The organism is Oceanisphaera sp. IT1-181 (assembly GCF_033807535.1).
Classification (GTDB): Bacteria; Pseudomonadota; Gammaproteobacteria; order Enterobacterales; family Aeromonadaceae; genus Oceanimonas.
Map to the genome: position 1 here is coordinate 863647 of NZ_CP136856.1, position 22947 is coordinate 886593.

Here is a 22947-nt window from a genome sequence, read left to right on the forward strand (position 1 = left end):
TTGGTGCTATCTGGATCTCATCTTGATCGATATGGGTTAACAGCTTGGCGCAGTCTCGCACTCACATTTATCCGCACTGAAACGCGTAAGCGCATTCCTTACTTGCGGTCTGAACTATCTAAAAATACACTGTTTATATATACAGTGTTGTGAGGTGACTAAGATGGCTGTTTTGTTAGGGAAAATAGAAGAAGGTATGCATCAAATACTGCCGTTGCTGCTGGATCGCGCTTCTTGTGGATTTCCGAGTCCGGCGCAAGATTATGTAGAGCAGGGCATAGACCTCAACGATTATTGCATTCGCCACCCCGCAGCCACGTATTTGGTGCGGGCCAGTGGTGATAGCATGATCAACGCTGGCATTTATCCCGGCGATTTATTAGTGGTGGATCGCAGTGTAGAGGCGCGCCATGGCCAGATTGTGATTGCCAGCGTGAACGGCGAAATGACCTGTAAGCGACTCGAGTTAAGGCCCATCGTTCGGCTGATGGCGGCTAATCCTGATTACGCGCCTATCGTACCGGGCGAGGGCGTCACGCTCGAAGTATTTGGCGTGGTCACCAATTTAGTACGCAAGTTAGCCCTATGAAACCGGTATTCGCGCTGGTGGATTGTAATAACTTTTATGCCTCCTGCGAGCGGCTATTTAGGCCAGATTTACTCGGCCGACCCATAGTGGTGCTCTCTAATAACGATGGCTGCGTGGTGGCGCGAAGTGCTGAGGCAAAGCTGCTCGGTATTAAAATGGGCGTGCCGTATTTTAAGATAAAAGATGAGTATCAGGCCATGGGCGGCGTGGTGTTCTCCAGCAATTACGCCTTGTACGCAGATATTTCTAGCCGCGTCATGCAAGTGCTAGAAATGCTCTCGCCCAAAGTCGAGGTGTACTCCATTGATGAAGCCTTTATTGATGTGAGCGGCATACAAAGTCTCACGCCGTTAAGCGTGTTTGGTGCCGAGCTACAAAGCACGGTGGCGCGCTGGGTAGGCATTAACGTGGGCGTAGGCATTGCACCCACCAAGACACTCGCCAAGCTGGCTAATTACGCGGCCAAACGTTGGCCAGCCACTGGGGGCGTGGTCGATCTGACCGAACCAGTGCGGCAAAAAAAGCTACTGCAGTTAGTGCCAGTGGAAGAGGTCTGGGGCATAGGCCGGCGTTTGGCCAAGCAACTGAATGCCATGGGTATTCATACCTCTTGGCAGTTAGCCCAAGCCAATAGCAAGGTGATCCGCCGCCAGTTTTCGGTGGTGGTGGAGCGCACCGTGTGTGAGCTGAATGGCGAGAGTTGTTTAGGGCTAGATGAAGGGCTTGGCCCCAAGCAGCAGTTGATCAGCTCGCGCAGCTTTGGCGAGAAAATTACCGAGTTAGCGCCGCTGCGCCAAGCGGTCAGCCAATATGCTTGTCGGGCAGCAGAGAAGCTACGCCTACAACACAGCTATTGCCGACTGGTGCAGGTATTTGTGCGCACCAGCCCGTTTGCACCCAATCAAACTTATTACAGTAATTCGGCGCTCACTGTCTTGAACGTGCCCAGCAATGATAGCCGCGAGTTAGTGCACGCCGCCCAGCATTGTTTAACGCAAATTTGGCGGCCCGGTTATCGCTACCAAAAAGCGGGCGTTATGCTCACCGACTTTTGGCCCGCCGGCACTTATCAAGCCAGCCTGTTTGATGAAGTAAGCCCTAAGCCGCGTAGTAAACAACTCATGGCGGCGATGGATAATATTAATCGCAGTGGCAAGGGCCGCATTTTTCTCGCCGCCGAAGGCATTCAAACCGACTGGAAAATGAAACGTGAGTACCTTTCACCGGCTTACACCACCCGTATTAGCGACTTACCGAAAGTCACTTAAGCCAGACTGAAATATGAGTTAGCGAGCGATTCGCGGTTCTGAGTCTTGTTCTGGCTCTTGTTGATAAGAGCTTGAGGGGGCTTCACTGGCAGGCAGCGCTTCGGTTACGGAAGGGGCGGGCTGCAACTCTTCTCTCGGGCTGGGCATAGTGAAGTATAAGAAGACGCCTAACCATATAAACGCACCTATTCTTAACCAATTTGAGTAGCCTTTACGCAGCGTCAGCCAAGCAAAAACAATCGGCAAAAATACGATACCGGCGCCTAAATAATGGCTCACTTTGCGCTTGCCGAGCTGCACCTCAGGCTCAGTCGTTAGGTTTGTATAGCGCGCTTCTATAAAAACTCGCAACCCTATCACTTGATCCACAATAGCCTGATGCGCCAATGGCTCAGGGTTATCTTCTGCTACCCAGTGTTCAATATCGGCCTTAGTGCGCGCAACCAAATCCACAAAGTCAGGGTAATGCTCATTGTCAGCAAACAGCGTATTAATATCCGTTTTATCTGCTGTTAGCTGCTGAACATCATGGTCATTCACTTCAATAAAGACCGCCACAGCTGCATTCAACTCGGTTTGGACCTCTTCCAAAAAGCTCAGGAAGCCCAGCGATTGCAGCTTTTTGTTTTGGCTGTCGGTTTTGTTGATCTTGAGACGAGTGTCGATGCCGGTGATGAATTTTTCGTCAGTGTGGTCGTCTGTGCCGTTTTCAGCAGGCATGTTGGTCGCCATGTCAGTCTCTTTTAATGGTAAATGTTAAGCAATAATAGGACGCTATTTTATCAAATTCGGCCTATTCGGCCACAGTCACGGCTAACCCTGAGAGTAAGGTCAACATGGCTTTGTCAGGTGAAATCATGCCTTTGTCTTTTACCGTGCGAGGGATGTGTGCAAGCCAAGCGCCCAAGCCATAGCCGGTTAATTCACTGATGTTGTCGTTCGTGTAAAGCAGTGATTGCTCAAGCTCGGTCTTGATGCGAGTGAGGGTGCTTTGCTCTGAGCGTTGGCACTGCGTGTCTATTTGCAACGGCCGTAAGCACAGTTGAGCTGCGTTCATCTGTGCCTCGTTAGCCGCGCATTTGAGCAAGGTATTCATGAATGAATCGACAAATCGATCATTTAACTCGCCGTAGTCAGGCTTAAGCAGCGCAGGCAACACCAGTGGGAAACGGGTGGCATTGTGCACCAGTAATACACAGTTACGTCTTTGTAACGTCACCAGATTACCGTCCCAGCCGCTGAGCGGATTGATATCTAGCATGGGTTGCTCAAACAGCCATTGGCTACGCGGCGTGGCTGCCAACTGGCCGTTTTTCAACTGCTCGTTATACAACAGCGGCAGCTTTTCAAATAATTTTCGGGTTGCGTGCAGCAGGATCATGGCATTACCTTCACATCACTAAAGAGCGAGCATTTTAAAGCTTAATGCCTGGTTCGGCTAGTTAGTGTCAACTAACATGGATGGCTTGTTAGTATTTTAGGTTTTTACTTTTTGTAATATGTATTTTTTATGCAGCCTAGTTCTGTTGATAGTAATAATTTATTATCTAATGCTATATCCGACATTCCGCACCTAATTTCTAGATTTAAAATTGAGATTTACATCACAATTTTTTCGCTAGGTACAGAATTTAGATGACATCTAAAGTGGTGTCATCTAACAATATCCGGTTACACTGTTTTTTTATCCCGAATAGGGGAGCTAAAGAGCATGCTCTACCATCCCACAACTCGATTTTACACTCTGATTTCAAAACAGCCACTTTCCTCATCTTCTGCAAATGTGTGGGCATCTTCGTCGAAAATAAACATTAAAACTGGTGCGGAATGTCGGTTATATTATCTTTCTAGTAGGTCGGTGGTTTTGTATTTTACAAAAAAAAGCAGTTAGTTTTTTAAACTAACTGCTTATGTTTCAAATGGTTATTTAAGAGCGTTATTTTAAATAATCTTTATTTACAGCGCTGTTTTCAATGATTGTTTTAATTCTTTCTAGTAAATATAGTACTTCTTCGTTAAAAGAATTGTAGGTGTCATAAGATATATGTTTGTATTCACCATGAGCTATATAGTTTCGTGTTTCAACTAAACTGTTTATTACTTCACTTTTTGTTTCTAGTCCATGATCTTTCAAGTTGACATTAAAAAGTATTTCTTGTAACACGTCATATTTTAAATTAGCTTTAGTGTTGATGATGTTCTTCTTCGGTATATTAGAACGAGATTCTAATTTTTCAAACATCAAGTCGACAAGTTCAACTTTTTTAAATATAGATTTACTATCGAAAGATGAAATGCTATTTGATAAAGAAAGTGCGATAAATGGTGTTTTTAATTGGCTGTGTTTAAGTTGCAGTTCTGAAACGTACCTTAAATATAAGGACATGCATACTTTTACAAAACCTTCCCAGTGGCCGTAAATGAAAGGGATTGATGCCCTTAAAAATACATTTTGAATAGGACTTTCATTAGTTGGTAGTTTAGTGTTATATAAAATTAACTCCCTGCGTCGCCAACTATATTCTTCAGATATCTTTTGAAGAAATTTATCTTCACGAATTCGAGTGTTCACTAATTTACCTTAAAATGAGTTGGAGCTTCAGTTAAAAATTTAGGCACTCTTGTTTTAATGTTTGAACCTGACCCTGTATAGCGGTTAAATGTATCATTAGTAAATACGGATCTAATTTTTTCTAGTAGGTTTGATTCAGTTAAATCCTCGATGTTATTAAAGACACCTATAGTAACAAATTCAAAAGTTGACTCCTGAAATCCTCCTGTATATTTATCTTCTTTAAATCTTCTAAACGAATTCTCACCTGAAACATTATTGAGCAAAGTAAATATCTTTATAAATTTTTCTTCAATATCTTCAAATTCACTATCACCATATTCGCATAATTTTTTTGATATGTGATCAAGGTAATCTGAAACGTGAACTTTAGAGTCAAAGCTAAAGTTATTAATCCCTATAAATCTAAGTGCTAATTCCATGTTGTAATTTTCATTTATTAATCTTTCGTTAATGTTTAAACAGTTTATAAAGTTTGAGTTGGTAGATAAAGATAAGAATCGTTCAAAAATAGGTTTGTTCATCATTACCATTACAGAGTTTCTTACTTCTTGAGGATTAGCAAAAGAACCTCCAGTGTTTAATCTTTCAAAAATATCAAATTTTGCATCTTTATCAGAATCATTTAGTATTATTGATAAATTTATTTTTGAACGTTTAAAATCCAGTTTTTGCTTGTTGCTAAAAATTAAAGGGTTGTTATCATCTGATTCTTCATTATTACCCCAGACAATTCCCTTTAAACTAGGTAAATAATTGGTTTCTACTAGCTCAAGAGGGGGTTCTGATTTATGCACACCCATAAATTGAAGAATCGTACTTAGACGCTGGAGACCATCAACAACTTCCCAGATTCCCTTATCATTTTGGTATACAAAAATAGGAGGAACAGGAATGCCCAAAAGAATAGACTCTATAAGTTTAGACTTTTGTAAATCTGACCATCTAAAGTTTCTCTGAAAGTCAGGGTTGATGAGCACTTCGTTATTTATATACATATTTGAAAACTCACCAATTGACATTGGGTATGAGTCGGTTTTAAAAACCTTTCTTTTTTGTGATATCTCATTTTCTAATTGAACGTTGCTCATTATTTTAAACCTTAATTTATATGTTAATGTAGTGTGCTGTTTTATTTTATATACTGATAGAGTTTTAATGTTACAATGAATTCTTGCTACTATATATAAGTAAAGAAAGAGAAGCGAGTAGTAAGTTGAAGTTTTTGAAAGTAAAATGTTTAAGTTTTTTATCTGAGCGTCAAAGACGCTAAAATTTAATAGCTTCATAGTATTAAACAGGATAAATGTACCAACGTAAACTCTATCATATGAAGGAGCCGACATGTGAATAGGGTCACAGGAGTTATGTCAGCATTGTGTTGGTAAGTAGGCCCATTGTCTTTTCTAATCCACATATGATCTCAAGCCTTTAACTTTCGGCTGCATGAAGAGCAATTCAGATCCAGTAGGAATTGCCGTAGTCGACCGTCAAATGCCAGGGACGGCATTTGACGAGCGTGCATGGGGCGAGTGTATATCGCCGTGACGAATCATTTCAGCCGACCGAATATCCAGTGAATGTTCGCAGTGCGCTGAAATGATGAGTGGTTTTATTGAGGAGCGTCGGCGTAGGCAAGCCTGCTGGCTTTAGATCCGCGCTATCTCTCTGGCCGTCATTCTGACTTTCGTCAGAATGACGGCAAACCAAAATCCTGCTTCGCAGAGCCGCTGACTACTCTTTACCTGAAAATATGGCGGCTATAAAAGCCGGCCTGCAACAGGCCACTCCACAGCTTTAGGGAGGATGAAGGAGTCTGCGTCGCCGACCATCACATGACAGGGATGTAATGTGTTTGAGCGCCACAGGGAGTGTGCTTGCAGCGTGTCGGTGGGGTGGACCCTTTGTCCGACTTTTACAGTGCGCTGGCAGCTATGCCAGCCTGTTGAAATATTTAAACCCCGAGATTCTGACTTTCGTCAGAATGACGACTAATGAAAACCCCGCTGCACAGGCCTGCCGAACTTTCTGCATCAAATAAGTGGCGGCTATAAAAGACGGTTCTGGATCGTTGTCATAGGCAGCAGGCATTGCCATTCACGCCATCTCTAGCGGCCTAGCTTCGTTCAACAATAGTTGGTCAGTTATTTAGCACCGGCTTGTTCGAGAAGCGTGACCATGGCTGAGTATCCGCGCTGGCGGGCATGCTGCAGCGGTGTGGTCCTTTCCTTGTCTGCGAGATTAACGTCTGCGCCTGCGTCTACTAACAGCCGGACTATCTCAATATGACGAGGCCCGCCATCGGCGAGAATGATCGCTTCCAGTAAGGCGGTCCAACCCAAATTGTTGATATGGTCGATGTTAGTACCGGCTTGGATCAGCGTGCGTACTGTCTCCACATGTCCTCTCTCAGCGGCCGGAATAAGTGCGGTGCCACCATAGCGGTTGGTGCTCGTCAGGTCGGCACCGTGGTCGAGCGTCATCTTTAGGATCTCAAGGTGCCCACGCGCACCGGCGTAAAGATAGGGGCTATCTTGGATTGCGTCTTTGGCATTTACGTCTGCACCGGCGTCGATCAGCACCTTGGCGGTGGCAACATGATTGGCGTGGGTGGCAACCATTAAGGGCGTCTGTTTAAGGCTATTGCGCGCGTCTATGCTTGCGCCTTGGCCTAGCAGCGCCGTGATTTGACTGCTGTCGCCCTTAGCTGCGGCCTCGTGCAGTTGCTGCACCATAGGATCAGCCTTCACCATCATTGCCATCAAGGTGAAAAGCAGACCGCCAAAGAGGGCGGCAAAAAATGTGCGTTTTATCCACATATAATTTCTCCGAATTCAGTGCTGACAGAGGTGTGAGCGAAACAGCTATGCTAGATGTCACGCCATGCATTTGAAAGGCGAATATTTTCAGGAGGGTGCTTTGTAAAGTGTGGGTTCAACTGTGGGGTCAAAAGAAAAAAGCGCTACCTCTTGCGAGATAACGCTTTTACCGTCAATACCTGACCTGATTACCCATGATCGTCAGCCAATTTGAGAAGTCTCATCGGCATCGGAGGGGTCCTTACTGCAACAAAGCAAAATCGCGGTAACATCCTCTCCAAATCAAAACGACGGTTAAATCGGTAGCAGAATTCCGCTAGGTATCGAGGAAGGTGTTTGTGATTAATAGCGTGATAGGCACCTCGGATAGCATTTTTTATATAACCAATCATCGTATTCAACCATGTAAACTCGACTAATGAGACTCTCGCGGCGCCACCGCCTGTCACGATGTGGGTATGCTAGCAACCTATTGCTCTGACATGAGAAAAACACACTAATCCATCCGATATGACGTGACTTCCTGACTGTAAATGACGCTTGGCCCACCGGACTATTTCCCGAATACGAAAATCCTCAACAACATTCACCTTCATGTACAAGTGATGGCCCTCTTCGTTCACGGTAACGGCAGCAATAAACGGCGTTTTACCGGGCGAGCCTCTGCCTTTATTGCCGCCGTGTCGCTCTCCACCTCAAAAACATCATCCAGCTGTATCACGCCGATCAGTTTCTTGCCGTCATCGCGCTCTTTCATGACCGTACTCCTACCCGATACTAATTGTTTTAAGTTTAGTCGCTCCGGATAGGCTGAGGATCATGGGTAATCAGGTAAACCCAAGTCTGGTGATTGCCAGTGGATCTGGATGGCAGGCGGGAATCCTCGATGTGGTTCTAGCTCCCTTGATTTAGGCGGTAAGTCGCCCTGATAGTTGTTTTGTTGAGTGGGCCATAGCCTCAAGCTCTGGTATGAGTTTAAGATTATCATCGGATGACTTGCTCATCTCCCCTGACAGTTCCGCGATGTCCGTTATGTTCCGATTTATTTCATCACAGACGCTGGTTTGCTCTTCCGCCGCTGTAGCAACCTGTATTGTTGCGTCCTTAACACTACTCATGCGCTCGTTAATATCGGCAATAATAACCTGTATATCGTTTACTTGGCCGACACACTCATGAGTAACCGCTTCACTCGCGCGCATAAATGCCGTGGCGTCCTTAGAGCCGGAAGCGATGTCTACAATAATAGAGTCAATCTCGATAGTGGCTTGCTGGGTTTTTGCGGCCAGATTTCTGACTTCATCAGCCACTACTGAGAAGCCGCGACCAGCCTCACCGGCCCTAGCTGCTTCAATCGCAGCATTCAACGCGAGTAGATTAGTTTGATCGGCGATTTCACGAATGACTTTCATCACATCACTGATTTTATTGCCTCCAGCGGCCAGCATGGTAACGGTTTCGCCGGTGGTTCGAATTTGATCTGCGAGCCGTTCCATGCTGCTAGTGGTTGTGGTGATATGTCGCTCCGCATTATTAGTCTGGGTGGTTGTCTCATCAACCTGGGAGGAGACGCCTGCTGCATGTTGCGCTACATCCTGGGCCGTGGCAGACATCTCATTCATCGCAGCCGCGACCTGATCAATGCGTAGGTAGCTACCCTGAGATTTTTCGGAAATACTGAAAGCACTCTCCTTGACTGATGTTGCAATCAAATTTAGATCTGCTGTGTTTGACTGAGTGGTAATCCGGATTTCCTGAAGAAATTGATGAAGCTTGCGAGCAGCATCGGCTAAAGCGCCCAGTTCGTCCTGGCGCTCGAGGGTCACTGGGTCAGAAAGATCGCCATCGCCAAGCTTTTGAAGCTGGCCACTGATTTGTACCGTAGGCCTCACAACCCAGCGGCTGATAACCAGAAGCGTGATGCCTGTGCCAGTAAAAATGATAAGAATTAAGCCGGCGCCTGCCAGTAGGGTATTTTTATGAGCGCTTTCTGAAATCGCTGTTGCATCCTCATGAGCAAGTCTTGCGAGCAGAGTGACAGCCTCTTCTATTAGCCGAGCAGGCTCTCGGTCAATGCCAGACACAGCTGCATCTCCTGCAGAATGGTCGTATCCGGATACCACAAAGCGCTCGAAACCTGTGCGATAGGCCTCTCCCATGGCCTTATGTACCTTCTGAAAGGATTGCAGGATAGCCTTTGCTTCTGCGTTCCATAGGCTGTCAGTCAGCTTATCCAGCTGCGCCTGAATTTTTCGTTCCTGTTCCTGAAAGCGAGCCCAGTATTTTTCTCTCTGACTATCATCATCACCTCGGATCAGTACGTTTTTCCATTCTTGCACCTGGGTTTTGAAATCAACAAGAATAGCTTGGGCTTCATTAGCGCTAGTAAACTCTTCTTCAAGCACGAAAGTGAATTGCTCAGTAACGTCCAGCGAGTACATAAAATAACTACCCGCTACAGCGACAATAAGCAGGTTTACGGACAAAATCAGACCTGTTATCTGCTTGGAAATACTCTTGCTAAAAAATGCCATGGATCAGCCTTATGTCGGATATATGTGTTGGTTCGGTTCTGCGGTGTGGGAATAATTGTAATGAACCAATTCGTTGTCAATGTCCGTTGCAACGTTAGTCGCGGATATTCCTCTGAGAGTCCGAGTACACACATCCGCGCTTCGACCTGTTTGTATCATCAGCCACTATTGCGTGAAGCTCTCAGGCCTCGAAAGTTCCGACATTATACTTACCCGTCTAGGAATGTCTTGTTGCTCACAGATGGAGCAAACTATGTTTACAGTACCACGCATTGTCGACATTCGGTCCTAATGCTGTCCATTAAACCTTCTTAGGGGGGGGCACTCGCAGCTCTGGGATGTAAATCAGGCTGTCATGTTGTTCTCTCATAAAATCTCTCACGCTCTCTCAATGAAACATACAACGAGACTAGCGAAATCATGCGTGTTAGTGGTTCGTGTAAACACTGTTTTCTATGCTAACTCGAGAAAATTGTTAAAAACAGGAGGGATGGGAGAGTGTGGAGTGAAATTTAATATTGGCCATCATGAGATATTTTCATGTGGGTACTTTGCCAATTGTGGGTTAAAAAACAAAAAAAGCGCTATCTCTTGCGAGATAACGCTTTTGCATTCAATACGTTAACTAAAACTACTTAGTTCATGCGGTATGAACAGAGTTCTTGTCTCGATACGTCTCGATACGTCTCGATCTGTCTCGTTTATGGTTTAATTTGTTATTTAAATCAAAGGTTTAATATATTAAGTTGTCTCGTTTGGTCCTGTGTTATCTTAGGGTGTAGATCACAAAGTGTGGGTTCAACTGTGGGTTCAATATATGGCGTTAACGGACTCAAAACTAAAGGCGATGTTGAAGGGACATAATGACAAACAGCCAAAGAAGGTGGCTGATCGGGATGGTCTCAGTGTGTTGTGGCGTTCTACCGGCAGGATCTCTTTCGTGTATCGCTACCGATTTGCTGGTAAACCGTTAAACGTAACCCTTGGCGTTTACACTAACAACTATGCTGGAATAACTCTGGGGGAAGCACGGCGTAAAGCTGAACAATGTTAGTCATGGTTAGATGAAGGCCGTAATCCTGCATCTATGCTTAAGATGGTAAAAGACGAGAGACTAAAGTCGGTAACCGTCAAAGATGCGCTTCAATACTGGATTACTAATTATTCATTAGAGAATCGGAAAAACACTCATAAGCACGTTTTACAGTTAGAGAAGTGGGTTTATCCCCGTATTGGTGATTTTCCTCTTGCAGATTGTGAAGCTCGACACTGGCTGGAAGTGTTTGATGCTTACCGTAAGACGGCTCCCGTAGCCGCAGGTTACTGCTTTCAGCTGTGCAAACAGGCACTAAAATATTGCCGAGTTCGCCGTTATGCAGTCTCTAATGCACTCGATGATCTGACCGTGGCAGATGTGGGTAAAAAGCAGGATCAAGGCGATCGAGTGCTGAGCATTGATGAACTGCGTGATGTGTTGCGCTGGTCAGGGGAACTCACCACTAATCGCTATTACGGTACCTTTGCTTACCTGTTGCTGGTCTTTGGTGCTCGTAGTCAAGAAGTAAGACTATCAAAACCCAGTGAATGGGATCTGGATACTGGAAATAAGGGCGACCGCTTAGCGTGTCGCCCCAAATTTATTTATTAGCAGCATTATCCGTTATCGTGGTCTGTCAGCGTTAAAGTAACGCGTCGTAACTTTTAATTACTCTTGGCCTAGCGCTTTTTCGGTTTCTTCCGACTGCCACACATTGGTGCTGACATCTATTTCATTAACAATCTTGGTTGATGGGTCTCGATCAAGCTGAACTTCAAAGCTGTGATCTCCCTTTACTACTTCAAACTCAACATTATCGTCGTCAACATCATTGATTGAAGTAATTTGATAGCCTTTATCTTGTAGCATCTTTTGGTAATCGGCCACCTTTTTACCTACAGGCATCGCCGCTTCAAGGGCATTCTTCTCGTCGCCCCACGAGTCCATGTACTTAGAGTCGCTGTATTTTCCTGCTTGATCTTTATCGTACATCACTTCACCGTCTTTATAGTCGGCGTCTGTCATGGCACGCTTAGTTTCGTCGGCACGCCAGATATTATTGGATACTGTAATGCCTGTAATCCTATGGTTGTCTGTATCCGCCTTTACCTCAAAACTGCTGTTCCCCTTAACCACTTCATATTCAAGGTCATTGTCCGATTGCTGATTGATAGAGGTGATCACGTAGCCTGCTTTATGCAAGCGAGCACGTAATTGGTCAACACTGGTGGTATCAGCGAGCGCCTTCTCAAGCATGGTTTTTTCACCGCCATACTGTTCCATGCGTTTGCTGTCTCGCCAAGCCTCATTATCCATAGTCGTTGAGGATTCTAGCGCCTGCATCTCAGCGGTATTTGCAGCTTTATCCTCGGCAAGGGCTAGGCTGGCACTCGACAATGAGAATGCAGCGAGCAGGGCGGTCATAATGATGGTTTTAGGGCTGTTAAACGTTTTCATTATTAATACTCCTTAATGCATTTATTCTCTGTATGGCATGAGGGTATGGACCAAGCTCAGCGTCGAGACCATGCAGCTAAGTGTGAAACTGCAATGATATCAAAGCCAATCAAAGAGAATTGTTGATTAAAAGCAGAAGAGTTATGGAATGAAATTAGTGTATATTTGTGCATCATTTCTCTCCTTACTTTATTGAGCCTGATGATTTGTCCAACGGACACCATCAAGCATTAGCCAGAAGTAATAATATATCAAGGTCGGGTTGAGCTTAAAGCATACACACCACTCATTACTGCGTCATATCCTGACAAGAGTTGTTGTCGAGGTTTCATATGCATTTGATACTATTAGATAATAGCTATTGTTAGCCAATGTACACTCAACTAAGGATTTACATTAATATAAACTTAATTCTACACTCGTTTGAGGCCGGTCGGGCTGGCTGACTTTGGAACTTTATTGACTATAACGTCAGCGGTTCTACTGGTGGGTTTTTATTAGTTGTCGGGTTGTTTGTTAATTTTAAACTTTTAATTTAAGTGTGATTTATATTTTAATTTCTTTGTTAGGTTTAATTTTTCACGTAGTCAGTTTTGTAACTAAATAACTTCAATGATTTTTACTATGTTTATGCCTAGGTCGTAGCTTTTATTGTTATCTGGTTTTTATAAACTTTAGTTTGTAAGGTGTTACGTTTTTTTAAGGTGAAAATTCAACTCTCAAGTGCAACACTCGCCTATCCCGCCCTGAAGCAAAGAGGCTGTCACTTAGTCACAAGTTTCTGTTTATTTTAATGATGTACTCTGAATAAACGGATTGCTCGACCAGCACGCTGTCGGATACGCCGAAACAGAAATTTGTAGTTGCCATGTTTGTCATTTGTAGCTGCCAACTTGTTCGGCAGGCCAGCTTTGCTGGCTTTTTAAGGCCTAAACACAAAACCGAGCCGAAGTCCTGCTAAGCGGGATAAAGGCCAGCTACAAGGTAAAAATACGTGGCTACAGCAGTACATCTGCCTACTTCATGTTTTCTTATAAGGCAAGAAAAAGATGTGATGAAGAGACAGGCAAAGAGTAAGTCGCTGATTTTAGAGAATTTAAAGCACCTTTACGAAGCTTGAGCTTCATGAGCTATGATTATTTTGCGGTTGCCGAACAGATCTTCCTGAAGCCTTCCGCCACCTGATGTTTTCCACTAAAAGTAAGGCGATGAAACGGAAAAGTGATGGGGCAGATGTACAGCATCACTGATCTTCAACACGTAAATTGGAGGATAGACCCATGATGGAAGGAAATATGTTTGGGAACACTATGTGGACAGGGCATTGGCTATGGATGCTGATCATTGCCATTGTAGTCGTCATACCCGCGTGGCGAATCTGTCAGCGCATCGGTTATCCAGGTTGGATGGGGATCCTGATTCTTATTCCGATGGTGAATCTGATTCTCCTGTTTTTTATTGCGTTTTCTGATTGGCCAGCGGACAAAGCCGGATCACGCAATGGGTGATCATCCGCGCACAGACCAACATGATCATCCCACTCCTGAACATCACGTTGAAGACGCGATAAAAGACCCAGTCTGCGGGATGCCCGTAGATCCTCATACCGCTGAACCTCGCAGTCAGCATGCTGGAAAGAGCTATTATTTCTGCTCAATTCGATGTCAGTCAAAGTTTGATGAAGATCCAAGTAAATACCTAGGCGAAGAGAAAGAACCCGCGGAGCCGGTTGCCTCTGGCACTATGTATACTTGTCCGATGCACCCAGAAATCCGTCAGCAGGGGCCGGGCGATTGTCCAATTTGCGGCATGGCCTTGGAGCCGGAACAAGTCAGCATCGACGATGGACCGTCGGAAGAGCTTACGGATATGAATCGTCGGTTCTGGATTGGCCTATTGCTTGCGCTCCCAGTGTTTGGACTTGAAATGGGGGGCCATCTTACAAATCTTGAGCACATCGTATCATCACAAACTTCCAACTGGATTCAGATGATACTAGCTACGCCAGTGGTGGTTTGGTGCGGCTGGCCTTTCTTTGTTCGTGGCTGGAAGTCAGTGCTCAACCGCAACCTGAACATGTTCACACTAATCTCCATTGGGACCGGCGTTGCGTTGATTTATAGCTTGGTCGCGACATTGGCTCCTCAGATTTTCCCTTCTGCCTTCCGGCAGGCTGATGGTTCGGTCGCCGTCTATTTCGAGGCGGCTGCCGTCATTGTTGTGTTGGTGTTGCTTGGGCAAGTATTGGAACTTCGTGCGCGAGAGAAAACCTCAGGCGCAATAAAAGCCCTGTTGGACTTGGCACCGGCCACGGCAAGAAAGCTGGATAATGAAGGGGGTGAGTCCGACGTTTCTCTCGAACAGGTCAAGGTCGGCGACCGTTTGCGAGTCCGTCCGGGCGATAAAGTGCCTTTGGATGGAGAGATTTTAGAAGGTAGCTCTCATGTTGACGAGTCTCTGGTAACCGGTGAACCCTTGGCGGTGAGCAAGAAGACCGGCGACCAGGTGATTGGTGGCAGCATGAACCAACAAGGTAGCTTTATTATGCGCGCAGACAAAGTTGGGCACGACACCATGCTTGCGCAAATTGTGCAGATGGTGGCCAGTGCTCAGCGCAGCCGCGCACCAATTCAGGGGTTAGCCGACAAAGTGGCCGGCTGGTTTGTGCCGGTGGTGATTGCCATCATTGCCTTTATTGCTTGGTCAGCCCTTGGACCAACGCCTCCCATGGCCTATGGCCTGATTGCAGCGGTGAGTGTGCTGATTATTGCTTGCCCATGTGCGCTGGGTTTGGCCACTCCTATGTCAATCATGGTGGGGGTTGGTCGAGGCGCTCAGAATGGGGTGCTCATTCGCGATGCTGAAGCGCTGGAACGCATGGAAAAAGTCGATACCGTGGTCGTGGATAAAACGGGGACACTGACCGAAGGCAAGCCTCAGGTAACGCAACTGGTACCCGCAAACGGTTTTAGTGAGGAAGATCTAATGCGCTACGCCGGGGGTCTAGAAAAGGGCAGTGAGCATCCCTTGGCACATGCCATTCTCGATAAAGCCAAAACCATGGCGCTGACATTGCCGGACGCTGAGGATTTCGATTCGCCCAATGGCAAAGGTGTCACCGGTAAAGTCGACGGGAAGAAAGTTCTGCTTGGCAACCGATTGTTGATGGAGTCAGAAAGCGTCGATACCTCCGCCTTTGAGGAGGAGGCCGATCGGCTGCGCACGGATGGTGCGACGGTAATATTTGCAGCGGTAGAGAAACAGATTTGCGGCTTGATTGCCATTGCTGACCCGATCAAGGAAACCACTAAGGCGGCCATTGCTGCACTGCAGAAGGACGGCATTCGCGTGGTAATGCTGACCGGTGATAACCGAACCTCAGCCGAAGCTGTTGCTCGCCAACTCCATATTGATGAAGTGGAAGCGGAAGTGCTGCCTGAGGACAAAGGGAAAGTTATCCAACGTCTAAAAGACGAAGGGCGGATTGTCGTGATGGCAGGGGATGGCGTAAATGACGCCCCAGCTTTGGCTACTGCAGACGTGGGTGTCGCTATGGGCACCGGGACTGACGTAGCCATTGAGAGTGCGGGCATTACACTCTTACGTGGTGACTTGATGGGGATCGTGGAAGCGCGGCGGTTGTCACAGGCGACGATGCGCAATATTCGCCAAAACCTGTTTTTCGCCTTTATTTATAACACGGCTGGGGTGCCGATTGCGGCAGGCGTGCTCTATCCGTTTTTCGGCATTCTCTTATCGCCAATTGTTGCGGCGGCGGCGATGTCGCTATCTTCGGTCAGCGTTATTGCCAATGCGCTACGATTGAGGTTAGTGAAACTGTCAGACGACTAGGGTGATGGATTTTCCCACCGAAAAAAGGAGATTTATATGCCTTATACAATGGATCCTGTGTGATCTGAATAGACCGGCCAATAAATTTATTTATAACAATTAAAAGGATCATCTGAAGTAAATTCAGGAGCGATTTAGGTCGACGGTGTTTACTGAAACTGTCGCAAAAGAATTTCATTAAGGAGTTTGACATGAAACGTCTGACGAAAGTAATTGCTGTCTCCTTGATTGTCGCCGCACCGGCTCTTTGGGCCGCTGATTCAGACAACCAGCACGGGGCTGGTGGCATGATGATGTCCCCAGAAAAGGTGCAGGAAATGCAGCAGAATATGTCCCGTATGCAAGGTATGACCAGCCAGATGCGGCAAAATCCCGGACAAGACCATCAAGAGCTCATGAATGAGCATATGGAACTCATGCAAAAGCAAATGCACATGATGCGCGGCGGTATGATGGGTAACCGAGGCATGATGAAGGACGAGGGAGTGATGAAAGGCGAGAAAATGATGGATGGTCAAGGTATGCAGGATAATTCCAGCCAAGGCCACCCTGCAATTAAGCCGGAGGATCGCTTCCAGTTTATGGAGAAGCGCATGGATCAGATGCAACTGATGATGGAACAAATGCTGGAACATCAGCAGCAGCTGCAAGGCCGCTCGAAATAAATTACTGGCCATTTTTTTTGGGGGGCGCCTGTCCCCTTTTTTTATGGCTGCCGATGTCACTGTGAAAACAGCAGGGGATATAAAGCTAACATGCGGCCCGCAGCTCTATGATCATCGGATACTATGACTACCTTGCCGTCACCTTACTTCTGCCTGTTCGTGGCATGGTATATTAGGCAACGTTGGAGCATTACAGGGTAAAGAGCTACATAATGAGCAATTATCTGTCTTTAACCACTCGGCTCAGCCTGATGTTTAGCATCACCATGTTAGCCATCTGGGGTTTAGTGAGTGTCGTATTAATGCAGTCGTTAGAACATCACTTTGCGCGCCAAGACGAAAGTGATATTCAAAGTAAAATAATATTAACTAAGAAGTTTATCGCCAGCCAGCAACAGAGTCATGGACAAAATTGGTCGACACTGAAAGCTGATCTGAACAACATGCTTTCTGGCCATAGTGGGTACTTTCTGCTGATTAGAGATCTAAATGGCAAAGAGTTGGCCAGCGTCCATCCCACAGGGCGTCAGCAACCTGGCCTGAGCCATGCCATGCCCGACTATGACTCATTGCCATTGCAAGAGAACTGGATTGAAGGTGGTATTCGCTATCGCAGTATTACTGACCGGGTTGCTGTTGGCTCGGCGATAAGTGGACTCAATACTCCCAATGCTATCTTGGTCCGTGTGGCATTAGACACCAGTTATCATCAGCACTTTATTGATGAAATAAAAATTGGCCTTGCTTGGCTGACGAGCGGCATTGCCTTAATCTCAATATTGCTCGGATGGTTGGCATCACGTACCGGCCTAAAACCATTACGCAGCCTAGCCTCGCTTTCTGCTCGGGTCACCGCCAATAAGCTCGGTCATCGGCTCTCTTTGGCCAAAGCTCCCTCAGAACTACACGGCCCAATTCAAGCATTCAATGACATGCTGGATCGACTGGAAGGCTCTTTTCAGCGACTAACGGCTTTTTCTTCGGATATTGCTCACGAGCTGCGCACCCCGGTTAACAGCCTAATGATGCAAACCCAAGTGGCGTTGGCACAGCCGCGTAATGCCGAAGAGTACAAAGAAGTGCTCTACGCTAATCTGGAAACTGCCGAGCGGCTGGCAAGGATGATTGGTGAAATGCTATTTCTTGCCAAGTCTGAGCAAGGTCAGTTAACCATGCAGCACGAGCCGCTGGCTTTGAATGATGAATTGGATGAACTGATTGAATTTTTTGAGCCCTTGGCCAGTGAACAACAAGTGCGCCTACACCGACAAGGCCAAGCTAACTTGCTGGGCGACAAAGCGATGCTGCAACGGGCTTTCAGTAATCTACTCACGAATGCCATTCGCTATACACCAGCACAGGGTGAAGTACGCATCACGATTAGCAGTGATAAGCAGGGCACAACCGTGACAGTCATCAATCCGGGACCGGCGATTCCAATCGAAGAATGGCCTCATCTGTTTGACCGCTTTTACCGAGTGGACCATGCACGCCAACCCATAACCGAGGGCACGGGGCTTGGGCTAGCGATTACCCAAGCGATTATTACCGCGCATCACGGCACTATAGCTGTGCAGTCTGATGCACAAGAAACCTGTTTTAGTGTTTGGTTTCCGTATGTTTAAGATATTGACTAAATAAAAATAGGGAGCCTAAGCTCCCTGTTTTTATAAATAAACCTGTTAAATGTATTCAATAGGTTTACTGCTATTAAAGCTCGCGGCTACCGGTCCGTAATTGCAGAATTTTTTCATCAAAGCGATCGACACCATCGGTACCATTACTGCCATTGTTAAGATAAACATCTGCGGGCGCTTTTTGTTGTTGAGCCGCAAGTTTATTTTTTTCGCGGGTCTGTCGCATTTTTTCATCGAAACGATCGACGCCATCGGTGCCAGTGCTGCTTATATTGAGATATATCTTGGCAGGAATGCAGGCTGATAAATCTTTACCGTTTTTTTGAGCCTGTAATTTTGCCATCTTGGCGTCAAATCGATCGACGCCATCGGTGCCGTTACTCAAGGAGTTAAAACAAACGCTAGCCGGTGCATAATGACTGGATGCCATCGCTAATGGCGCAGAAATAATACTAATGGACGAGAAAGTAAGCAGTGCTACAGTTTTAAACATTGTATCCCCCTTTATTAATAAATTGATCTAAGTCAATTTAAAGGGTAGCAATGTGAACCTGACGAGAAGCTGTCATATACATGACAATGTTGTCAGGTATATTCTTACCGTGGCTATTTTATGCCATTGGCACGCTGCTGCTCGCGAATATAGCCAATTATCTCACCCACCTCAGCTTGGGTAACACCCGATACCGGCGGCATATCGCCAAAGCGCCAATGATGGGCACGCACGCCATTAGCGGCGGCACGATAAAATGCTTCGTCACCATGATGAGAAGGCTCATACACCGGATGAATAAAGGAGGGGCCTTGGCGAGTGCCTTTCAAGTCTGCACCATGACAGCTGGCGCAATTGTCGTTATAAGCTTGTTTACCCTGAGATAGTTGTGCTTGCTGGTTTTGCTGCTCCGACTTACCGTTTGGTAGAAATCGACTGCTGATAATAACAACGAATACGAGCGCGCCAACCACTACGCCCCATAACCGCCAACGACTGGCTGTTGATATTTTTTTCACGCTATTACATCCTCTTACTCAATTAACTAAAAAATGGCATGGGCGAGGCCCATGCCATTAGTGTTACATGTTTTTTAATGCATTTGTGCGACTACTTTACCTCATCCCTACATAATCTCTACACGACCCTTCATGCCCGCTTCCATATGGCCGGGGAGTAGGCAGGCAAAATCGACGGTACCAGCCTGATCAAACTTCCAGACCAAGCCGCCTTTCTGGCCCGGCTGTAGGGTGATCATATTGGGCTCGGCGTGTTTCATATCTGGCATCTGGCGCATCATTTCGGCATGTTCTTTTAAGGATGCCATATCACCAATCACCAATTCATGAGCCACTTTACCCGAGTTTTTAATAAATAACCGCACGGTTTCACCGGCTTTCACTTCGATGTGCTCTGGTGAAAAACGCATATTATCATGCATCACTACTTCGATAGTGCGACTCACGTCGGCCGCCTTACCAGGCAGGCCTACCCCTTGCATATTCTGTTGCATCGCCGCCATATCATGACCTTGATGGTCACCGTGCTCGCCAGCAGCCATTGCCAAGCTGGGTAATAAAGACAGCATTAATACGGATAGTGTTTTTTTCATGAGTGTTTCCTTGAGTGTACTTGTTTAGCGTATTTGTTGAATATCATCACGGTTTAAAACCAGAACTTAACCCCAGCTAACCAGCGAGTTTCCTGGGTCGCTTCGTCTTCTATTCGCCGTAGATCGGCACTATTTCCCAGCGCTGTTGCCCATTCCCAGCCTAGATAGGGGGCAAACTGGCGATCGATTTCATAGCGCAGTCGAGCACCGGCTACTAGCTCAGATAAACCTTGGCCTTGGCCGCGTTCGGCATCATCCTTACCATAAGCGGTCAGCTCCACACTGGGTTGCAATACCAGTCGCTGGGTTAATAAGAGTTCATATTCCGCTTCTACGGCTAACGCCGTTTGTCCATCGTCACCCAAATAGGTTGTGGCATCGAGTTCAAACCAATAAGGGGCCAAGCCCGCCACACCTAAGGCTAACCAGCCCTGATCTGGCCCGTGCCCCGTGTCATAACGCACACCCAATTCACTGTTCCAGAAGGTGCTTAGTGCATGGCTCCATAACAGCTCAGTACTGGCTTCTGCCAGCTTGCCTTGCTCTATGTCGCCTTCTGCTTTTAGTACGGCTCGGTTGTAATCACGACCAATCCAAGCACGAGTGTCAAAGGCTAAGGCATGGCCTGCACCGTTATCTACCCGCTCTAATTTATCGACTAGCACCCCGTAGAAAGTATGCTCGTCAGCCAGTCTTAACTGACGAGGACCGGGCAACGCATAGGGACCGTCTTCCAAGGTGAAACCACCGGAATAGGCATCGGGATCTCTGGCATCGGCGGGGGGGGAGCCCCCCTGCATCTGCATGCTACCGTGATCCATACCCTGCATCTGGCTATGATCCATGTCTTTCATTTGACTGTGGTCCATGTCCTTCATTTGACTGTGGTCCATGTCCTTCATTTGACTATGGTCCATGTCTTTCATTTGACTGTGGTCCATGTCTTTCATTTGGCTGTTTGCCGGTGCTGAGACATGCCCAGCATGAGCGTCTTGAGCCAATGCAGCGCCAGCTGGCAGCACTGTTAAGGCCAGTAATATACTGTTCAATCCGGATTTCATGGTCGCTTTCCTTCCGTTTATCCCGCTCATGACACCACCACTTCGCGGAACATACCCGCATCCATATGGAACATTAGGTGACAGTGCCAAGCCCAACGTCCAAGCGCGTCTGCAGTGACCAAAAAGCTGATCCGTTGCGCCGGTTGCACCTGTATGGTGTGGCGACGTACCTGAAAACTACCGTCCGGATTTTCCAGTTCGCTCCACATACCGTGCAGATGCATGGGGTGAGTCATCATGGTGTCGTTGTGCAGAATGATGCGCACTCGTTCGCCATAGTTAAAGTGCACGGGTGTAGAGCTGCCAAATTCAACGCCATCGAACGACCAAGTATAGCGTTCCATATTGCCGGTTAGGTGTAGTTCTATTTCCCGCTCCGCCGGTCTTGGATCCATAGGGCCGCCCGGGGTACGCAAGTCAGCCAAGGTCAGTACTCGACGGCCGTTGTTGCGCAAGCCAATGCCGGGATCGTCTAAGTTAGTGCGCGGCGTATCGACCCGCATATCCACGCTAGGACCATATTCACTACGAGCATGATTCACTTCGCTGCTCGCCTTACTTAATCCCCCAGCCATAGCGCCGTGGTCCATACCAGCCATGCTCCCGTGATCCATGCCAGTCATAGCGCCGTGGTCCATGCCAGCCATGCTACCGTGATCCATACCCGCCATAGCGCCGTGATCCATGCCGCCCATATCGCCCATCATATCGGCCATGGTTAGCCATTCAGCAGGATCCAGCTCTGGCACGGCAGCACTCAGTCCTGCTCGCGTACCTAAAGTGCCTCGGGCATAACCGGTTCTGTCCATCGCTTGGGCAAACAGGGTATAAGCCTCGGCTTGGGGCTCCACCAGCACATCATAAGTTTCGCCAGGGCCAAACCGAAATTCATCCACGGTGACTGGCTCTACATTCAGACCGTCGGCTTGAACCACCGTCATTTTAAGCCCAGGGATCCGCACATCATAAAAGCTATTGCCTGCGCCATTAATAAAGCGCAATCGCACTCGTTCACCTTGTTTGAACAGCGCCGTCCAGTTGCCCGCAGGAGCGGTGCCGTTCATGAGATAGGTCAGCGTCTCCGAGGACAAATCTGCCAAGTCGGTCGGGCTCATGCGCATTTCGTTCCACATTTGCCGTTTGTTCAGCGCTGACGTTAAGCCATCACTCGACACATCACGAAAGAAGTCGAATACCGTAGGTTGATTGAAGTTGTAGAGATCGCCCTGATTCTTGAGCTTACCTAATACTCGCATCGGATTTTCATCGGTCCAGTCCGAAAGCAACACCAGATGTTCGCGGTCGGCTTTAATGCTATCGCCTGCGGCGGGATCTATGATTAATCCCCCGTACATACCGGTGAGTTCCTGCATGCCCGAATGAGAGTGATACCAATAGGTGCCGCTTTGTTCCAACTTGTACTTATAAGTAAAGGTTTCGCCGGGGGCGATACCCGCAAAACTAATGCCCGGCACGCCGTCCATCTGATAAGGCAAAATAATACCGTGCCAGTGAATGGAGGTCGGCTCTTTCAGCCGATTGGTCACCCTAATGGTCACCTCATCTCCTTCACGCATGCGCAGTGTTGGGCCAGGAATGGAGCCGTTAATGGTGGTGGCCATGCGTGTTTTGCCAGTAAAGTTAACGGGCGTTTCATCGATAATCAGGTCGAACTCTTTTCCGGACAGCACGGGTACATCGCCGGTGACTGTGCCCACACTTGCAGCCTGCGCGGGTCTCAACATGGGCGCCATGCCTAACACCACGCCACCTGCAGCGAGTCCTTGTACAAATCTACGTCGGGGTAGATTGGGACTGTTCTCGATTACTTTCATCGCAACTCCTCTCCTTG

The 22947-nt window shown here is 47.0% G+C and carries 20 protein-coding genes and 1 pseudogene; 8 read left to right on the forward strand and 13 right to left on the reverse strand.

What is annotated here, in order from left to right:
* Positions 1–163 precede the first annotated feature (163 nt).
* Together umuD and umuC are read left to right on the forward strand one after the other, a co-directional pair.
* Entirely contained in the window at positions 164–589 is a 426-nt protein-coding gene (umuD, locus tag R0134_RS03940) for a translesion error-prone DNA polymerase V autoproteolytic subunit (protein WP_319783564.1), read from the forward strand.
* Positions 586–1857 carry a translesion error-prone DNA polymerase V subunit UmuC gene (umuC, locus tag R0134_RS03945; protein WP_319783565.1) on the forward strand — a complete coding sequence of 424 codons (1272 nt, stop codon included), beginning with the start codon at positions 586–588 and terminating at the stop codon, positions 1855–1857. Before umuD ends, umuC begins: the two co-directional genes overlap by 4 nt.
* An 18-nt stretch (positions 1858–1875) precedes the next feature.
* Here the strand turns inward: umuC and R0134_RS03950 are convergent, their stop codons facing one another.
* The 7 genes and pseudogenes from R0134_RS03950 to R0134_RS03980 form a co-directional block, all read right to left on the reverse strand.
* Positions 1876–2589: a hypothetical protein gene (locus R0134_RS03950; protein WP_319783566.1), complete on the reverse strand. Its 714-nt coding sequence runs from the start codon at positions 2587–2589 to the stop codon at positions 1876–1878.
* 61 nt (positions 2590–2650) lie between these two features.
* On the reverse strand, positions 2651–3238 hold the full coding sequence (locus R0134_RS03955; protein WP_319783567.1) for a DUF6933 domain-containing protein: 588 nt from the start codon (positions 3236–3238) through the stop codon (positions 2651–2653).
* Between the two features lie 555 nt (positions 3239–3793).
* On the reverse strand, positions 3794–4429 hold the full coding sequence (locus R0134_RS03960; RefSeq protein WP_319783568.1) for an MAE_28990/MAE_18760 family HEPN-like nuclease: 636 nt from the start codon (positions 4427–4429) through the stop codon (positions 3794–3796).
* Complete coding sequence (locus R0134_RS03965; protein ID WP_319783569.1) at positions 4429–5520, reverse strand: DUF262 domain-containing protein; 1092 nt, start codon at positions 5518–5520, stop codon at positions 4429–4431. The genes R0134_RS03960 and R0134_RS03965 overlap by 1 nt, the downstream gene beginning before the upstream one ends.
* Positions 5521–6573: 1053 nt before the next feature.
* A complete protein-coding gene (locus tag R0134_RS03970; RefSeq protein ID WP_319783570.1) occupies positions 6574–7248 on the reverse strand; it encodes an ankyrin repeat domain-containing protein in 675 nt (224 codons plus the stop codon).
* 188 nt (positions 7249–7436) lie between these two features.
* A pseudogene (locus tag R0134_RS03975) lies at positions 7437–8005 on the reverse strand (IS1595 family transposase); the annotation flags it as partial.
* 151 nt (positions 8006–8156) lie between these two features.
* Positions 8157–9782 carry a methyl-accepting chemotaxis protein gene (locus R0134_RS03980; protein WP_319783571.1) on the reverse strand — a complete coding sequence of 542 codons (1626 nt, stop codon included), beginning with the start codon at positions 9780–9782 and terminating at the stop codon, positions 8157–8159.
* Positions 9783–10629: 847 nt separating this feature from the next.
* Between R0134_RS03980 and R0134_RS03985 the strand changes: the two genes are divergently transcribed.
* Together R0134_RS03985 and R0134_RS03990 are read left to right on the forward strand one after the other, a co-directional pair.
* Positions 10630–10836, forward strand: a complete 207-nt coding sequence (locus tag R0134_RS03985) for an Arm DNA-binding domain-containing protein (protein ID WP_413641449.1) — start codon at positions 10630–10632, stop codon at positions 10834–10836.
* A 33-nt stretch (positions 10837–10869) separates the two neighbouring features.
* A complete protein-coding gene (locus R0134_RS03990; RefSeq protein WP_319783573.1) occupies positions 10870–11430 on the forward strand; it encodes a phage integrase central domain-containing protein in 561 nt (186 codons plus the stop codon).
* Between the two features lie 57 nt (positions 11431–11487).
* Here the strand turns inward: R0134_RS03990 and R0134_RS03995 are convergent, their stop codons facing one another.
* Positions 11488–12276: a hypothetical protein gene (locus R0134_RS03995; RefSeq protein WP_319783574.1), complete on the reverse strand. Its 789-nt coding sequence runs from the start codon at positions 12274–12276 to the stop codon at positions 11488–11490.
* Positions 12277–13556: 1280 nt separating this feature from the next.
* Between R0134_RS03995 and R0134_RS04000 the strand changes: the two genes are divergently transcribed.
* From R0134_RS04000 to R0134_RS04015, 4 genes are all read left to right on the forward strand, one after another.
* On the forward strand, positions 13557–13784 hold the full coding sequence (locus tag R0134_RS04000; RefSeq protein ID WP_319783575.1) for a hypothetical protein: 228 nt from the start codon (positions 13557–13559) through the stop codon (positions 13782–13784).
* Positions 13777–16128 (forward strand): heavy metal translocating P-type ATPase, encoded by a 2352-nt coding sequence (locus R0134_RS04005; RefSeq protein ID WP_319783576.1) that lies wholly within the window; start codon positions 13777–13779, stop codon positions 16126–16128. Before R0134_RS04000 ends, R0134_RS04005 begins: the two co-directional genes overlap by 8 nt.
* Before the next feature lie 191 nt (positions 16129–16319).
* Positions 16320–16793, forward strand: coding sequence for a hypothetical protein (locus R0134_RS04010; RefSeq protein WP_319783577.1), 474 nt, complete (start codon positions 16320–16322; stop codon positions 16791–16793).
* 212 nt (positions 16794–17005) lie between these two features.
* Entirely contained in the window at positions 17006–18418 is a 1413-nt protein-coding gene (locus R0134_RS04015; RefSeq protein ID WP_319783578.1) for a heavy metal sensor histidine kinase, read from the forward strand.
* 85 nt (positions 18419–18503) lie between these two features.
* Here the strand turns inward: R0134_RS04015 and R0134_RS04020 are convergent, their stop codons facing one another.
* From R0134_RS04020 to R0134_RS04040, 5 genes are all read right to left on the reverse strand, one after another.
* On the reverse strand, positions 18504–18923 hold the full coding sequence (locus tag R0134_RS04020; protein WP_319783579.1) for a hypothetical protein: 420 nt from the start codon (positions 18921–18923) through the stop codon (positions 18504–18506).
* Between the two features lie 113 nt (positions 18924–19036).
* Entirely contained in the window at positions 19037–19441 is a 405-nt protein-coding gene (locus R0134_RS04025) for a cytochrome c (protein ID WP_319783580.1), read from the reverse strand.
* A 107-nt stretch (positions 19442–19548) separates the two neighbouring features.
* Positions 19549–20034, reverse strand: a complete 486-nt coding sequence (locus R0134_RS04030) for a cupredoxin family protein (protein WP_319783581.1) — start codon at positions 20032–20034, stop codon at positions 19549–19551.
* 53 nt (positions 20035–20087) lie between these two features.
* Positions 20088–21095 (reverse strand): copper resistance protein B, encoded by a 1008-nt coding sequence (locus R0134_RS04035; RefSeq protein ID WP_319783582.1) that lies wholly within the window; start codon positions 21093–21095, stop codon positions 20088–20090.
* Between the two features lie 26 nt (positions 21096–21121).
* Positions 21122–22930 (reverse strand): copper resistance system multicopper oxidase, encoded by a 1809-nt coding sequence (locus R0134_RS04040; RefSeq protein WP_319783583.1) that lies wholly within the window; start codon positions 22928–22930, stop codon positions 21122–21124.
* Between the last annotated feature and the right edge of the window lie 17 nt (positions 22931–22947).

Excerpts from the sequence above, each read along its gene's own strand:
- R0134_RS04040 (WP_319783583.1), bottom strand. The coding sequence starts at position 22,930 with ATGAAAGTAATCGAGAACAGTCCCAATCTACCCCGACGTAGATTTGTA.
- umuC (WP_319783565.1), top strand. The coding sequence starts at position 586 with ATGAAACCGGTATTCGCGCTGGTGGATTGTAATAACTTTTATGCCTCC.
- R0134_RS04030 (WP_319783581.1), bottom strand. The coding sequence starts at position 20,034 with ATGAAAAAAACACTATCCGTATTAATGCTGTCTTTATTACCCAGCTTG.
- R0134_RS03985 (WP_413641449.1), top strand. The coding sequence starts at position 10,630 with ATGTTGAAGGGACATAATGACAAACAGCCAAAGAAGGTGGCTGATCGG.
- R0134_RS03990 (WP_319783573.1), top strand. The coding sequence starts at position 10,870 with ATGCTTAAGATGGTAAAAGACGAGAGACTAAAGTCGGTAACCGTCAAA.
- R0134_RS03950 (WP_319783566.1), bottom strand. The coding sequence starts at position 2,589 with ATGGCGACCAACATGCCTGCTGAAAACGGCACAGACGACCACACTGAC.
- R0134_RS03965 (WP_319783569.1), bottom strand. The coding sequence starts at position 5,520 with ATGAGCAACGTTCAATTAGAAAATGAGATATCACAAAAAAGAAAGGTT.
- umuD (WP_319783564.1), top strand. The coding sequence starts at position 164 with ATGGCTGTTTTGTTAGGGAAAATAGAAGAAGGTATGCATCAAATACTG.
- R0134_RS04015 (WP_319783578.1), top strand. The coding sequence starts at position 17,006 with ATGAGCAATTATCTGTCTTTAACCACTCGGCTCAGCCTGATGTTTAGC.
- R0134_RS04005 (WP_319783576.1), top strand. The coding sequence starts at position 13,777 with ATGGGTGATCATCCGCGCACAGACCAACATGATCATCCCACTCCTGAA.
- R0134_RS03955 (WP_319783567.1), bottom strand. The coding sequence starts at position 3,238 with ATGATCCTGCTGCACGCAACCCGAAAATTATTTGAAAAGCTGCCGCTG.
- R0134_RS03995 (WP_319783574.1), bottom strand. The coding sequence starts at position 12,276 with ATGAAAACGTTTAACAGCCCTAAAACCATCATTATGACCGCCCTGCTC.
- R0134_RS04020 (WP_319783579.1), bottom strand. The coding sequence starts at position 18,923 with ATGTTTAAAACTGTAGCACTGCTTACTTTCTCGTCCATTAGTATTATT.
- R0134_RS04000 (WP_319783575.1), top strand. The coding sequence starts at position 13,557 with ATGATGGAAGGAAATATGTTTGGGAACACTATGTGGACAGGGCATTGG.
- R0134_RS04035 (WP_319783582.1), bottom strand. The coding sequence starts at position 21,095 with ATGAAATCCGGATTGAACAGTATATTACTGGCCTTAACAGTGCTGCCA.
- R0134_RS03970 (WP_319783570.1), bottom strand. The coding sequence starts at position 7,248 with ATGTGGATAAAACGCACATTTTTTGCCGCCCTCTTTGGCGGTCTGCTT.
- R0134_RS04010 (WP_319783577.1), top strand. The coding sequence starts at position 16,320 with ATGAAACGTCTGACGAAAGTAATTGCTGTCTCCTTGATTGTCGCCGCA.
- R0134_RS03980 (WP_319783571.1), bottom strand. The coding sequence starts at position 9,782 with ATGGCATTTTTTAGCAAGAGTATTTCCAAGCAGATAACAGGTCTGATT.